This is a genomic window from Prevotella sp. HMSC073D09, assembly GCF_001814145.1.
Classification (GTDB): Bacteria; Bacteroidota; Bacteroidia; order Bacteroidales; family Bacteroidaceae; genus Prevotella; species Prevotella conceptionensis.
In genome coordinates this window covers 1-15,075 of record NZ_KV815013.1, presented here as the reverse complement: position 1 = coordinate 15,075, position 15,075 = coordinate 1, and the positions used below count along the sequence as shown (strand labels likewise).

General features: G+C 44.3%; 9 protein-coding genes. All 9 read right to left on the bottom strand.

Annotated elements, in window-relative coordinates:
• Positions 1-140 precede the first annotated feature (140 nt).
• Complete coding sequence (locus HMPREF2955_RS00560; protein ID WP_070719953.1) at positions 141-2,075, bottom strand: family 20 glycosylhydrolase; 1,935 nt, start codon at positions 2,073-2,075, stop codon at positions 141-143.
• 311 nt (positions 2,076-2,386) lie between these two features.
• Complete coding sequence (locus HMPREF2955_RS00555) at positions 2,387-4,339, bottom strand: RHS repeat domain-containing protein (protein ID WP_070719951.1); 1,953 nt, start codon at positions 4,337-4,339, stop codon at positions 2,387-2,389.
• Position 4,340: 1 nt separating this feature from the next.
• Entirely contained in the window at positions 4,341-4,922 is a 582-nt protein-coding gene (locus HMPREF2955_RS00550; RefSeq protein ID WP_139145437.1) for a hypothetical protein, read from the bottom strand.
• Between the two features lie 142 nt (positions 4,923-5,064).
• A complete protein-coding gene (locus HMPREF2955_RS00545) occupies positions 5,065-5,622 on the bottom strand; it encodes a hypothetical protein (protein ID WP_139145436.1) in 558 nt (185 codons plus the stop codon).
• A gap of 12 nt (positions 5,623-5,634) precedes the next feature.
• The gene (locus tag HMPREF2955_RS00540; protein ID WP_139145435.1) at positions 5,635-5,826 is read right to left on the bottom strand and encodes a hypothetical protein; all 192 of its coding nucleotides are present in this window, start codon (positions 5,824-5,826) and stop codon (positions 5,635-5,637) included.
• A gap of 52 nt (positions 5,827-5,878) precedes the next feature.
• Entirely contained in the window at positions 5,879-6,361 is a 483-nt protein-coding gene (locus HMPREF2955_RS00535; RefSeq protein ID WP_070719944.1) for a hypothetical protein, read from the bottom strand.
• 126 nt (positions 6,362-6,487) lie between these two features.
• The gene (locus HMPREF2955_RS00530) at positions 6,488-6,970 is read right to left on the bottom strand and encodes a hypothetical protein (protein ID WP_070719942.1); all 483 of its coding nucleotides are present in this window, start codon (positions 6,968-6,970) and stop codon (positions 6,488-6,490) included.
• Positions 6,954-10,193 carry an RHS repeat-associated core domain-containing protein gene (locus HMPREF2955_RS00525; RefSeq protein ID WP_070719940.1) on the bottom strand — a complete coding sequence of 1,080 codons (3,240 nt, stop codon included), beginning with the start codon at positions 10,191-10,193 and terminating at the stop codon, positions 6,954-6,956. The genes HMPREF2955_RS00530 and HMPREF2955_RS00525 overlap by 17 nt, the downstream gene beginning before the upstream one ends.
• Entirely contained in the window at positions 10,190-13,792 is a 3,603-nt protein-coding gene (locus HMPREF2955_RS00520) for an RHS repeat domain-containing protein (protein WP_070719938.1), read from the bottom strand. The genes HMPREF2955_RS00525 and HMPREF2955_RS00520 overlap by 4 nt, the downstream gene beginning before the upstream one ends.
• Between the last annotated feature and the right edge of the window lie 1,283 nt (positions 13,793-15,075).

The following is a 15,075-nucleotide window of genomic DNA, read 5'->3' as shown; positions in this document are numbered from 1 at the left end:
GAGAAAACGCACTTTTCGAGGAACGAGAAAAGAAGGTTTTTAAATTACAGTTCAGGATAAACAACTCATGTTAACTTGCCGCACTGATGAGGCACGTTGCGCCAAAGCATGCTGCACCGTACCCTCTTTTTTGCCCCCCGCTATTCCAAACTTTCTGCTTTTAAGTTGGTTATCTTACTCTTAAAGTTACCCGCTTGTTGCAGCGGGAACACCAGTGTGCTGATGTAATACATGTCGCCGCGCTTGCCAAAATTCATCTTTCGCACGGGCAAATCGCTCACAAGGCGGTTGTTGATGTAAAGAGAAGTTTTCTCTTTGTCGCCAACAACGGCCATGCGAACCTTTTCGCCAGGGAATAATTGGTAGTCGAACGTGTTGAGATAGCCGTCGCGCGAGAAACCAATCTTGCCGGCAATGGGGTCGGAAAGATAAAAATGCGTGTCGCCAAACGAGAAAAGGATGGTGCCGCGAGGCTCTTGTTGCGCCTCGATGTCGAAACTAACACGATAGTTCCAGCCTATTTGCGGTATCTTCTGCACGGCATTGGGGACAACAGACGGCTGTTGCAACACCATGCCCGCAGGGTAATAGCCTGCGTAGTTCATGCCGGGAGCCTCGCTTAATGCGCGTGCGTTGCTGGCAAACACATCGTAGGCGAATGTGGGTTTGGCACCTGTCCACATCTTGGTGGCCATCGTTTTCAGTGCGGGCAGCACGCGATAATGCACATCCTTGTCGCTGATGCCATTGCCAACGATGTCGTTCCACACGGCAAACGCGCCACCCTCTATTTGTTTATGGCGTTCGGCAAACTTCATGCCGTTGATGTTGGCAGGTGTCCATTCGTTGTAAAGCTTCTTCGTGTTGAGGTAATCGAAGTAATAGCCGGCCTTCGGCACGATGTAAACCTGACCATCGGGGATGCTCACAAGGTTATATCCCAACTTCATCATCTCGTCGGGCTTGGAGTAATCGTTCGACCACGAGAACATCAACACATCCTTCACCTTGATGGGGGTTGTGCCTTTGGCGTGCGTTTGTTGGCCCCACACCACCGCCTTACGGTTGAACTTTTCCACCAAACGGATATAATGGTCGGTGAAAGCACGGAATTTCTCCACCACGTTTTGGTCTTTGTTCGAATATTCGTCGGTTCCTACATGCACGTATTTACCGCGAAAAACGGGGTTGTTGCCTGCAAGATATTCGGTAAAGAGCGAGTCGCAGAACGCTTGCGTATTGGGATTGAGCAAGTCTAGGTGGTCGGGTGGATAATCCTTGCTCGCCAAATCGGGGCGAAAGCGCGTCAATGCCAAGCAGTGTGCGGGCACATCAATCTCGGGAAGTATTTCTACACCCACGCTGTCGGCCAGCTCTTGCAGGGCGATAAAGTCTTTTTTGGTGTAGTGTCCGTCGCGCGCTGTCAGTCCGGGAAACCGGTTGCTCTCCATGCGGAAGGCAGCAGGCGTACGGCTCCAATCGCCGTTGTAGAACCAATGGAAGGCATTGTCGTTAAGGTGGATGTGAAAAACATTCATCTTGTAATAGGCCATCATGCGTACATATTGGCGGAGCATGGACATGGAAAAGAACTTACGGCCGCAGTCGAGCATAAAGCCGCGGAACGGATAATCGGGCGCATCGCTGACAAAACCACAAGGCAGCGCGCGCGTTTCGGATTGTTCGGCCAGTTGCAGCAGGGTTCGGGTGCCCCAATAAAGTCCCTTTCGGTTGGCGGCGGCGATGGTGGCCTGAGCGTGTATCGACATGGTGTAGCCTTCTTCGCCCAACGTCTTGGGGGCTTTAAGGCTCAGCACGATGTCGCCTTTCTGCGCCTTACCTTGGGCAAGGGTAAGTGCCGTGCCGAACATCTGCCGATAATCGTCGGCCAGTTGCTGTGCAACCCGCCTTTCTTCTGCACCATTGCACACGATGCGACCGGAAAGAACGAGCGTGCCATCTGCCCCTTTCCACTCCTTAACCTCTGGAATGGTGAACGGCTTTTTGTTGATGGCGAATGTGGATAAGGCCGTATTTGCCGCTAGGAGTAATAGTAGTAAAAGTTTCTTTTTCATTATTTATTTATGCTTTGTCAAAAGGCCATGCGGCTACTTGTTGCCCTTATGCTGTGGCCAAGTAGATGCTTGCTGAATGTTCTGTTGCAGCAAAGATACAGCTTTTTCTCGTATCGCCCTCTGTTTTGCGGCAAATTTAAACCTTAGAGAGATAAAAGGCAGGGGCAGGCGAAGAATAGATGCTATAAGCCCGAATTGGTTCTCAATTCCAGGTAGTTGCTTAATAAAATTAACTTCGTCTGCTACCCCATTCTAGACAGACATAGTCCTTACTTACTTGACTTTTGTGAACTTTTAGACTTTACAGGCTATTAGTGTTTAAATTTCTCTGCGTAGCGTTTCCCATTCGCATTGATATATAACACATAACGTCCTCGTGGGAGCGTACCATACCCTATCTCTTGTACATGTGTTTTGCCTGGTACGTCCTTTCGTTCTGAAGTCTTGTAAACAATGCCAGCATTATCCGAGAGGATAAGCCGAACGTGGGTTTCTCGCTCCAAATTGTAAGTCAGGCGTATCGTTTTGCGTTCACTGTCTACCGAAACCTTATAGTCAAGATCCTTATCGTTATCTGCGAGTGCGTTGCCATTGACCTCTTGTTGGGTTACAGCCTTACGGATAAGCGTATTTGGATTGTCATCGGACAGACATTCCTGTTCGCGAGGCGAATAATAAAATGCTGTGGTAAACAAAGGTGCTTGGCTCTGCGTGCCACCCGTAACGTAAGTTTCTAGTATAGGATAACGCCACCCCGCCACATACCAGCGATAAACGTTTTCGACAAGCACGCCCTTGTTGTTGGCCAAATGCCAGCGAATGCTGTCGGGTGTAAAGTGTGGCAGGCTGTCGCCAGGCATTCTCGCTGGACTATTGAGCGTGCAGACCTGTCGTTGAGTATGCAGGCGCAACACGTTGCGTAGTGTGTCGCCTTCTGGCAATACCATTGTTCGGCACAGCTCTACCCACGTTTTATAATCACCCAGTTTCCTCACGTTCCACTGTTCGCCATATAGTCCACAGCCATGATACAGTCCCGAAAGGCTGTCGCCAGCGTGCATGGGGAACTTTAACCACAGCTCGGGTAGGTCGTAATCTATCTTTGCCAAATGGTTTTCAAACCCCATAATAAGCAAGCTGTCGCCCTTGTGTTCGAAGAAATAGCGTGTGCCATGCTCCAATCGGCTAATCACGTCATTGTTTGGGCCTTTTTCATAACGGCAGGTATAGCGATCGTTAGCCACCTGCGTTCGGCTTAGGTCGCAAAGGCTATCGTTGATAAGGCACGCTACATCGCCCACCAACAATTGTCTTCCCATCATCCTATCGTCCGCGCGATAGGCGTTGCGCATCTTCTCTACCGCATTAAATCTTTGGGCATGCGCTATCATCCCATAGGCGAACACCATGGTCATTGCCAAGGCAACGCGCATAAATCGTTGTTTGTTCATAAATCTAGTTCTAAATTTGCATTTATTCCTTTTCCATATCTTTGCAATATTTCTTGCTTTCTCCATTCCATTTGGATCTAAAAATCTGATAGGATTATTATCGCAATACGCATAAGGAGTACTCTCGGGATGCTTTCCCGCCATCGGGTCTACGCTTGTCCATCGTCCCAGTGCAGCATCATATTGTCGTGCGCCATAGTCGTAAGTGTTAAGGCCATGAAAGTCGCCGAACTCTTTGCCGTTGTACTTGTAGAGCTGTTGGCTTTCGTTGGTGCCAAGGGCATGGATAGGCGTGCCGAAAGGATAGTAGGCGTTTACCTGCTTCACCTCGCCCGGCTTTGAAACCATCTCACGAACGTTGCCCAGGTGGCCGCGGTTGAAATACCTAAATTGCAGAGAATATACTGTCGGCCCCTTCTTTCCTCCGCCCAAGTCGCCCGTCCATCTACCACCAAAGGGTGGCTTCCACGGCTTAACTATCGGCATGTTATAACCAGAGCCGGGCATGTCGACGGCAACAAGCTCTACATATCCTCCATCGAACAGTACTTTGGAGAAACTGCCGTTGTTAAACACGGCGTTGCCACCCAGGCGATAGTCCGTGGAGTCTACGGCCAGGTGTCGTTTCTCGATGTCGGCATACACCTGACCCATCTCCACGTGTGTGTTCGCCACCGCCGTATAATGTATGGCGCGGAGTTTCTCGCCTGCGGCCGAATAAACATACTTGGTTACGTTGCCGTTGGCAAACTGTATGCGCTGGGGGTTGTTGTGCAGGTCGCAGCCGTTGTGGGTGATGTGGCGCGTTATCATTCTAATCGTCCTTTTTCCCACCTTTACTTACTTTCTTCTTAATCGGTATCTTCTGCTGGCTTATTCTCAGCAACAAATAGTCGAACTCTGAACCCTTAAAGCCTTTCCTTTTATCAGCTTCATAAGGAAAAAACAAGCCTCCTGGGAAATTTGCACCGAATAGCCTCTCTTTCTTTTCGCTAAATATCTTACGTGCCAACTTTAATTGGTCCTCACTCGATAGTCCTATGTCTTGAAGGACATAGCAAAGGGGGAACTGTACCATATTAGTTTGGAAGTACTCTCTGAGCTTATCCGTCATTTCCTTTACTTGGGTTTCGGGAAAGTTGCCTCTACCATTACGCACACCTAGCACATACCCATTACGCACACCTAGCACATACCCAGCAGTATCAACGTTCAGCACAAGGAGAAAACGTTGACCATTATCCACCATTTTATGGACGAAGCTTGTATCAAAAACTTCGAGTATTACTTTTGCGAATATCCTGTTACTCCTATCAAAACAATCATCATCCATAGTGATTTGTGCCGAACAGAATAGAGGCAGTAAGAAAAACATTGCTAAAATTTTTGTCTTCATATTGTATTGTGTTATTTATTATATGTGTCTAATACTATTTTCTGTAAAGAATAAGGACTGACTGTAGTGTGTAGATGATAGCATGCGCAGGGGATCATGCTGGAAGTCGTAGTCGATGTGGGTGATACCGCGTGTTATCATTCTAATCGTCCTTTGTCTTACCCTTACTTATTTTCCTCTTAATCGGAATTTCCTGCTCGTATAGTTTCAACAACAAATAATCGAACTTTGAACCCTTATAGCCACGGAACTTATCAAATTCATAAGAAGTCAACAATTCTCCGGGAAAGTATACCATGGTGAATTTATTTTTAGATTCTAGGAAATCATCTAATGCGTTTTTTAGTTGTTCCTCATACGTAAGTCCATTATCCTCAAACGCATAGCAAATTGGAAACTGCACCGCATGCCGTTTAAAATATGCTCTAAGGATATCCACCATTAAGCCAAGTTGCGGTTTAGGCATTTTTCCCCTACCCTTTTGAACACTTATTACATAACCTAAACTGTCTACATTCAGCCACAGGCCAATGCTCTGCTCAGAGTCTATCATATTTTGTATCTTATCCGAGCCGAATACTTCCAGCATCACTCGCCCAAAGACTCTATAACTCCGAAAAATACAATCAAGTTCAACAGCAACCTGTCCAAAGCATGGCAGACTGGCCCAAAGGAGAAATACAATAATTTTTGTTCTCATATTATCGATGTCTTATTTATAGGTGTCTAATATTATCTTTTGCAGTGCATAAGGCATAACCTTTGTATGCAAGCGATAATTTATTCCACCAATTTCTTTTTCTATATTATGCTTCGCATATTTCTCGGCACTAACCATATAATCATCAAGAAAGGCATTAGACATGACAGCCTCTCTAGATATAGGGGTTATCCTCTGTACCATACATGGTTTCATTATCCGGTCCTGGAACTCAGACATCCCATAATACTTCGCCCTAATCTGGCGCATAGTTTAAAAGGAGCTCATAGCTTTGTATTTTCTTTATGTTGTATTCTTTATCATAAAACAGCTTTATCCGAGGAAAATTGCATTCACCCGACACAAAAATAAAAGCGGAACGAAGTGAATCTTTTTCTTGCTTTACCGCAAGAGCTACTTCCGCACCCACGAGAGAGTTCTTATATATGGTGTCGAGCGTTAATCGGTTAGACAAAACCAGCCGTTCGCGGCCAAGCAAAAGCGAATAGAAATCGTTGCCTTTACGATACATAACAAACACGCTGTTTCGTGTTTGTTCACCATTGTTCTCTATAACCTTCAACGTATCTCCTTGCCTTTTCAATATGTATGATTTAATGCCAGGAGAAAAGTGGAATTTCAGCTCATCACCTTTTTCCATGTATCTCATAAAAGAAACAAGCACAACAACAATCGTAGTGATAGCCATCAATATCTTTATTAAACCCTTCCTTTCCATATTTCTCGGTTGTTAAACATTCGAATTACTCGTTGTATGGCATTTACCTGTGCTGTAATCGTTTCTACACACAGATTTGAACGCATAGCTGCAATGGTAAAACTCTTCAGAAACCAAACTTTAAATTCAATGCTCACATTCATAATCAACAAACGCCTCTTCTCGCTGTATAGCGGTAAGATTATAGTCCTTGTCATAATACATTCTAAGCAAAAGCCATTTTGTGGGTATGTCTTGATAGAACGAACAGGCAAAAAGCGAGTCGTTCATACGCTCTATACACACGCGATACTGCTGATACTTCATCGAGTTTGCATATAAGGAATCGGTTAATTGATGGGTAGACATCATCAGCATCTCCACGCCAAGCCACTCCATATAGTATTCATCACCTTTAAGATACAGTTTCCACACACGCCCATTTCCCCCTTTGGCATCCGTTTCTACAACATTCAACGTGTCTCCGTTGGTCTTAAGCGCATAGGAGGTTACGGGTAACTGTGGGTAATACTCCCTGCTACCATCCGTTTCTTTACAAGCAACAACAAGTAAAGCAAGTAAAACTAAGCCGATAAAACACCCCGGCATCACCTTAATATCTCCTTTCATACCCACGCATCTCATCTTCAAATGTGTCTTTAAAATTGGGATAATTCTTTATAACTTCCCCCTTGGTTTTCTCATAATTTATTGTCCCTGGAAGTCTCTTGCCCCGTTTGCCATCAATTAAATCATGGTGCTCTATCTTCTCAGGCGAACGATTCCATTCCTCTTCGGCATCTTTATACGAACCATTCCTCTTATATGCAGATATCACCTTTTCATACTTTGACAGATGAAGAGCAAATTCATGAATAATTGTTTCAATTAATTCTTCCAGCGAATAGTTTATGTCGAATAAAATTCGGAATTCAGGTTTCCCGTCGTTGCCTTCTTGCAATGTGGTCTGAGCTTGTATCCACGTTCCATCATGCTTATGGAATATAGAACGTCGTTCTAAATGTTCAACAAACTGGTCTTCCTGTATTCTTAATTTAAAGTCCGCATATTTCCCATTGCCTTTTACCCCAAATATATAACTACCTTTAGGGGTAAAATCTGCAAGAATCTTCCTCCCAAATTCAGTTCGCGCAAGTATACGCATTCCGTCAGCAAAATGTTTAGGACTTTGATAATAGCACGTAGGAACAGCTCCATCATCAACATAAAGCACAGTCACGACCTTACTTCCTTCATAATCAACATGATTAATAGGATTCCCCAAACAATACGCATAGGGTGAGATGTCGTAATATTTCTCGGCCAATGGGTCAATGCTAGTCCATCGTCCTAGTGCAGCATCATATTGGCGTGCGCCATAGTCGTAAAGGTTTAGGCCGTGGATGCGGTCTAGCTCTTTGCCGTTATACTTATAGCGTTGGGCTGCACCTTGAGTGCTTTCAGCCATTAAAGCACCAAAGGGGTAGTAGTGGTTCATTTGTTCGCCAAAGCCGTCGTCGCGAACAACAAGGCGGTTGTTGCCCAGATAGTCTTTAACATAATAATGAAAGGTGGGGGCAGATGTTGCCGTGCTGTCGGCGAAGGTTATGTAGCCACCATCAATCGGTACGTAGGCCAGCTTACCATTCTCGTAAACCGCGCTGCCGCAATAGTCGATGCTGTTGCGTGCCATATATGGTTGTTGGGCTTGTGAAGAAACGTTGCCGTGCATCACCTGTGTAACGGGCATGCTCTCGGAATACGAGGCTATGGCATAGCTGGTGCGCAGCTTGTTTCCGTCGGCATCATAGAGGTAAGCAATGCTGCTGCCATCGTCAAAACGTACGTCTTGCGGTAAGTTTTGTGTGTTGTAGCTTATTTTGCGGATGTGTTTGTTTAAGTCGGCAGTCATGTTGCCATTGGCGTCGTATGTATATTCTTCCGCTCGGTCCGATCCATCTGTAAATTGGAAACCATTAGAGAAACGCGGATCACCAAATCTATCACTAGCCTTACATAACTGGTTACCGTTGTATTTCATCTCAACATAGTCTATTGGGCCAAACATGTCATAATAATACTCACCATTGCGCCATAGCGTGATTAAGTTTCCCTGCAAATCATACTTATAGCTAGTATCATAGTGGTTATTGGCTTTATCGTTTTCAACATATTCCGCTTTTTTCAATCGAGAAAGACCATCGTAGTTGAAACGGAAACATCGCTTTATGTTGTTTGTTTCTTCGAAACGGCCTTTCGCAGGTTTCCCTATAGATGAGACATAAGCTGAAATATTTCCACTGTAGCAAGGGGTGATATACTCGACGCGTGCGGGGTAACCATCTTCATAACAAATCTTTTCTTCAAGCAAAGGGCAATAGCGTACAATAGGCCACGACCGTATATTATAGTTGATCGTTCGGGCCAGCTCCGCCATATCCCCCGTACGCTCGTCGTGCACTCTTCCCAACTCATCATAATCTATTTCGCGCAACGTTTTCTTTTCAGCATTGTTCAGACTATAAGTAACCTTTGCCAGTCGGTCGGCATGATCGTACTCGTATTCGTAGCGTTGCGTTAGTGTAGGCATATTTGCAGTGCTGTGAACCATAAGTTTGCTTACGGGTTTGTCAGTGAAGCTGTATTTATAACTCGTATCATCATATCCACCCCGCATGTTGGTGCGTATCTGACGGGTAAGTCTACCCTTGCGGTCGTATAGATTCACCTCGCGCAAAAGGCTGTCGCAACCATATACTGCCACTTCGCGTCCTGTTAGCAGGCCTTGGGCACGCTGTGCACTAACTTTAAAACATGGACTGTTGAACCCCTGTTGATCGAGAAAGCTATAATCGTCGTAAAACTTTCTAATTGTTACGAGACTGTCGTTGCCCACGGCGCGCTCCACCACATGGGTGTTACGCCCCAAAGCATCGTATCGATAGAACGTTTTATGTCCTGTTCGACGTTGGTTTCCTGTTTGGGACATCACCACCTGGTCGGCAGCATCGTAGGCGTAGACAATCTTCTCGCAGCCAGGCAATTGCTTTTCGATGCAGCGGTTGGTCTCGTCGTATAGATAACGAAAGGCAAACTTGTCGATACTGGGCTGCTTTTGGTACATGGGTTGCAGCACGTAGCGAATGTTGCCGCGTAGATCGTGTACAAAATATACGTCGCTATACGTGTTTCCATCCACTCTACGCACCAGCAACTGTCGCCCTTCAGCATCGGCGAAAACATACTTTTCATTTCGGTCTTCATCGGTAAGTTTTTGCACGAGCAGTTGGTTGCTGGGAAAGAGACCCTCTTCTTTCAATGTACCAGTGGCTTCATCCACAGTATACTTTTTGCAAGCTAGTACACCACTGCTTTTGTTGGTATGGAGAGATGATACTGAGGGATGTCCTACCCACGCCCGCCCTGGCCCTATGCTTTTTGTCCTTCTGCCCTTCTGCCATGGCTCGTATGCGCGTAGTTCAAATGGAGCAGTGTCCCAATAATAGTCATCTTTGTTGCCCATATCGGCAGTTTCTACATAGTCTGCCGTGGTGGGTATGGGCAGCCAAATCTTGCTTTTTCTCCCCATAACATCATATTCTATCCTGTCGGCCAAATTTTTTTTGTTTGGCGTAACATGAAGCTGCACATTCTGCACAGGTCGGCCAAGGCCGTCAACGTATTGTACGTTGTCTAGCCCTTCATTTGTGTTCTCTCTAACATACACGCTTGTCTTGACATAACTCCGCGTATTGTCTTGCGCAAAGCACTTTGTAGAAGGGATTGCAAGAAATGCTGCAAGGCATAGCGACGTTGCTTGCCAATTAAATATATAATGCCTAATCGTTTTCATTTGTCCTCCTGATTTTTGTAATGGTATTCGTAACTTTTCAGTGTATTCCAATCCGTATCATGTTCGCTGACCAATCGTCCAAAGGCATCGTATCCGTAAGAATAGGTATAGCCTCGTTGGTCAGTTCGACTTATTATTTGCCCTGTTCCATCATAATTGAATGACATCACTTCCGCATCCTCTGGGTATATCCGTATGTCATCAATAGGCTCGTTGTTCTCATTTATAATGTACTCTCCATCTGTAAATGGAGCGCACTTATACTGCCAGCCCCCATTGTGGTACACTTGATAATCGATAAAATACCGTTTTTTCGGATCGATGTCCAAACGTGCACGATACAGACCACGATAACCCCAATCGCTATGAAAACCACCAGGGAAAGTATTCTTCCCTCTTCCATGCTCAAACCCTTCATAGAAAACATTATTATAGCCTACAATGCGTGGTGGAAGTGAAGTTATAACCGTATAATAACAATTTACTTTTGCATACACAGAATATCCACTTTCGTCAGCTTTCCCTTCTTTACCCACATACTCTACCACTACATGCAACGTGTGTTTACCTGCAGATATTCGCCCCAGCTTTGCATAATATCTATCACGGTTTTGGGGATCGCGCCTAAAGTCGATAAGCAGATTCACAGTATGCTGATCTACGCCAACATACATAAAGAAGTCCTTTTTATCACTCTCGGGGAAAAACATTTCTACTTCCACCTCTGTTTCTTGTTCTGTAGTAAATGTTATTTCTTTTTTAGCGTATGGTTTGCACTCAACAGCTAGTCCCTTACATACGCGGTTTACACGCTTTTCATATATTGTGTCCCTGTTGTTCTGAGCATTCTTAAAAATTGCCACAGGTTGTTTGAACCCCTTTTGCCAAAAGAACACCACGCGCCTACCTCCTTTACCGATGGCTTCACGGTAGTTGTTGCTAGCATCATAGTTGTTGAATTGTATTTCGGCCTCACCATACCGTTGTGGAACGGTTTCGCCATCGAAACGTACAGGTTCGGTTTTGGAGTAAGGCAATTTGAACATTCCGTGGTAAACTTTATCAAGCACGGGCCAGCTATTCTTAATATTAAGCTTGAACGTATTTAACGTGGCATCTACGAGTGAACTGTTTCTAAACGTGAACTGTTCGATGGGTACGCCCACCATGTGGCGTTTCACCATGGCATCATAAGTTGGTGTAGCCTTCATGTCTTCTGCGTATGTTATAAAATGCCGTAGCTTATCATTCGTTGGTAGAGTGGTAATGGTTTCTTGTAAAATTCCACGAGCATTATAATTGTATCGAAACTGTTTAACCAGGCTGTCGCCATTCTCAAAAAACACTTCACGGCGTGTGGCTGGCAACATTGAGTAGGTGTATATCTTATAGCATACGCCCTCGCCATAAGAACCAGCCTCGGCCCCACAGATATTGTAACAATTGGCATTCATCGCACGCACATAATTCTCGATTATCTTATTTTTCACATAGCTTATGTCTTCATCTTGACGCAGCTTACCCGTGTTGTCAAAACTTTGTTTACGCAACAACAGTCCTCGCTCTTGCCCTTTGTTGGCATACTGCTCGTTATTTTCCATCCCTTGCTGCATGTTGCATTCGAAACGTTCGTCCAAATGTCCATTATCAAAATTGGTATAGTGGTACTTTTGGTAAGAGCCATCAGCATTTGTTTCAATCACATCCGTGTAACCTACGCTTGTACCCTGACTATTGGCACAAGCAGGAAGGACAGAACTAGAAGTGAATATGGACACTCGCTTAGAGCCTTTATTGCCAAAAGGTTTAATCGTGTTGTTACGGTAGAAATACTTAAACTGTCCACCGCATACACCACTAGACCGTCCATCCTTTGACTTACTGAAATAATAGCGATGTACTAAGGTTTCGTCTTCCGCTCTATCAGTGGGTGAGGAGTATATTTCCTTTATGCGGACACCACCTGCATACTTATCTACATTTTCTGTAAAACAACCTTCCCAACGGTTTAGCTTTAAGTTTTTAGAATATTGGTGTGGTTCGAACACCAGGCGCGTATAACCACCAGTAGGATAGGTTATTTTTGTGAGCAATCCCAATGAGGCACAGTTAGGATTAGCTTCCTTTTTTGCATAATAGCCGTCTAAATCCATTATGCTAGCTTCGCGTGCATTGTAATATCCCCAATGATCTGTCTCATTAGAGAGGTATGGGGGCAACATGTCGGGACGGTTATATTCAAAACTATACTTTTTAGCGGTCCTTGCATGTTGCATGTCTTTTTCTCTTACAGATTTTAGGATGAGTCGCTGATTAGGATTTTCATCATAGTCGAGTACAAGATGCATGTTTGGGTATCCGTTCTTACGTTCAACGGTGATGTCTGAAAGTTTGTACCATCTCAGTTTGGAAAGACATCCATCTAAATCTTCCTTTTGTTCTGGGTTCAAATCATACATCAACAGGTTGAATGCGGGCCACAATTCCATGGAAGTAAAGTAATCATGGTATTTAGACGACTGAACCCGCAGGTCGTTAGACAAGGTACGGTTAAATACCAAGTCCTCATTTTCTCCATTAATAGATTCCAAATAAACTGGCGAAAGAAGCACTCCGTTTATGGTCATATCTTGCGAAGAAGCAAAAGAGGAATTGCATGAAGACCACTTGGGGTTTTTCCCTTCTTGGTCTAAAACTCTCATGTACGAGGAGTAAAGCTGGTCTATATAAGCACCCCGCTCGTAATTTAGTCTTACATTTTGACCATTCGCCAATACAATACCCGTTAGATGCCAGGCATTGGCAACCCAAATGTCTAGACCCTGCTTAAAGAACTTCTTCGAATATTCAATGGCAGAGGACGTATATCCAAATTCAAAACGATTCCCTTTTTCGTCAATAAGCGTAAAACCTGCGAACGTTGGCGTTTGGTTACGACGCATTTCGTTTGGAGGCCAATGTAAATCTTTTGGGAGATCCACAAAGTTGCCATTAAACTCTACCTTTATTGGTTTGCTACATTGCACCTTCCATTCTCCTTTTTCAGAGAGCCAGAACTTACCTGAGTACTCCAAGAATTGAAAGGAAAATTCATCTGGTGCTCTATCCCAGTACGTAGTATAGGTAGTTCTTGCTCTCTCTTTCAGATAATCGGCATTGTTCCAACTGTCGTTATCTAGAATGCTATGTTGGAAGTAATATCCCCGATGAGTATAGTCAAAGAAAATGCCTGGCGCAGAGTACTCGTCTGGCCCTTCGTTGATTGTTCGGTAGATAACACCACCCGCATTAAGCGTCCAACCAAGCCCTACCCAACTGGGGTGTTGATCGGGTTTGACACTACCTGAATGATAAGATAGGGTTATGGGAAACTTTAAACCTTCCAGATTGAGTTCATAGAGAGGAATACTAATGTTGGGAGTACCTGTAAATGGCGTAATGGGTATTTCCCCATAAACGCCAAGGTTAGCCACATTAGGGGTCTGAACATTTGTTATTCGATCGTAATAGGTTTGGCTCATCAAAGTTGAAATCCCTATTACAAAAAGCAAAAGGAGCGACAATGCAAGCCGCTTTATGGTCATTGATGTCAGGTTCATAATGGTCAGTTTTAATGATTAGATATTTGGCAAATATAGTTTATTTTCTTTAAACTTACAAGTAAAAACGAAAAAAAATATGAAATTGACTTGGCTTTTAATATTTCTGCAAGTGGAGAGGAATTGATTGCCTTTTTGAAACAAAACCAAGATAAACACTCCTCTCACACAGGAGAAATCAAACAAAGATGCGAATAAATTAATTCAGCCCTATCTGTCGATGGCAAAACAGTGTTGCACTTCGAATAGTGACACAAACTTACTAACCCATAAATTCATAAACTTATAAACTGACAAGACAGACAACTCAAAACCTCACAAACTCAAAACCTCACAACCTCATAACCTCACAAACTTGCGATATATTTTACAAAACACACCCTGCTTGCCACTCTATTCTAGAAAAAATAAAGGTCGAAAAGCATGTAATTAGTCGCTATTCGCAGCTTTGTGCGTTTAAAATTTCGTCCAAATTTGAGCATGCCGGCTGCATTTAGCACCATTTAGCCTTTCTAGTTTGTTGCCGACTCGCATTTTTTTCAATCACCAAAATCGGCATTTAGTGGCAAAATGCCACTAGGTTTGATGCTTTTTAGCATGTTTCGGGTGCGTTTTCCTATCGTAAGAAATGCTTTATGTGCCAACTCTTACCGTATATTGTTGCATTTAGTCTTGCATTTTGTTGCATTTGGTCTTGCGTTTAGCCGCATATTAGCCTGCTTTTTGCTGCTAAATGCCGTGCGTTTTGCCGCTAAATGCACTGCGTTTTGCCGCTAAATGCACTTCGTTTTGGTGCTAAATGCGGGGTGTTTGGGTGCAAATGGCACTTAATTGGGCAATGTTTGCATATTAATACCACTCCTAATGCCTTGTCGCCATGTATGAGCAGTGCCCCCTTCTGCACCAAAGCAAACCCTCGCGAGAATTGATTTTTTGCGAAGGGGTGGGGCGTTGGTGGATAAAAAGGGCAGTCTTTGTGTTAAAATACTTACTGAAAAACGGACAAAATAGGTTGGCAAGTAGATGGAAAGTTTAGTTGGCGGGTAGACATGTAGACGAGTGGGCAAGTAGGTAAGTAGCCAAGTAGGCGAGTAGACAGGTTGACGAGTAGACAGGTTGATGAGTAGAGAAGTTGACGGGAAGACAAGTTGGTGAGTAGATGAGAGGTCAAAATGACGGGTTGGCCAGTTCGTTTCTAGCGTCTGGGTTAAACCCCAATCGGTCGTTAGACCGCTTACTTGTTATTTTAACCCGTTGGCGGAATTAATTTAGGGCATACTTAA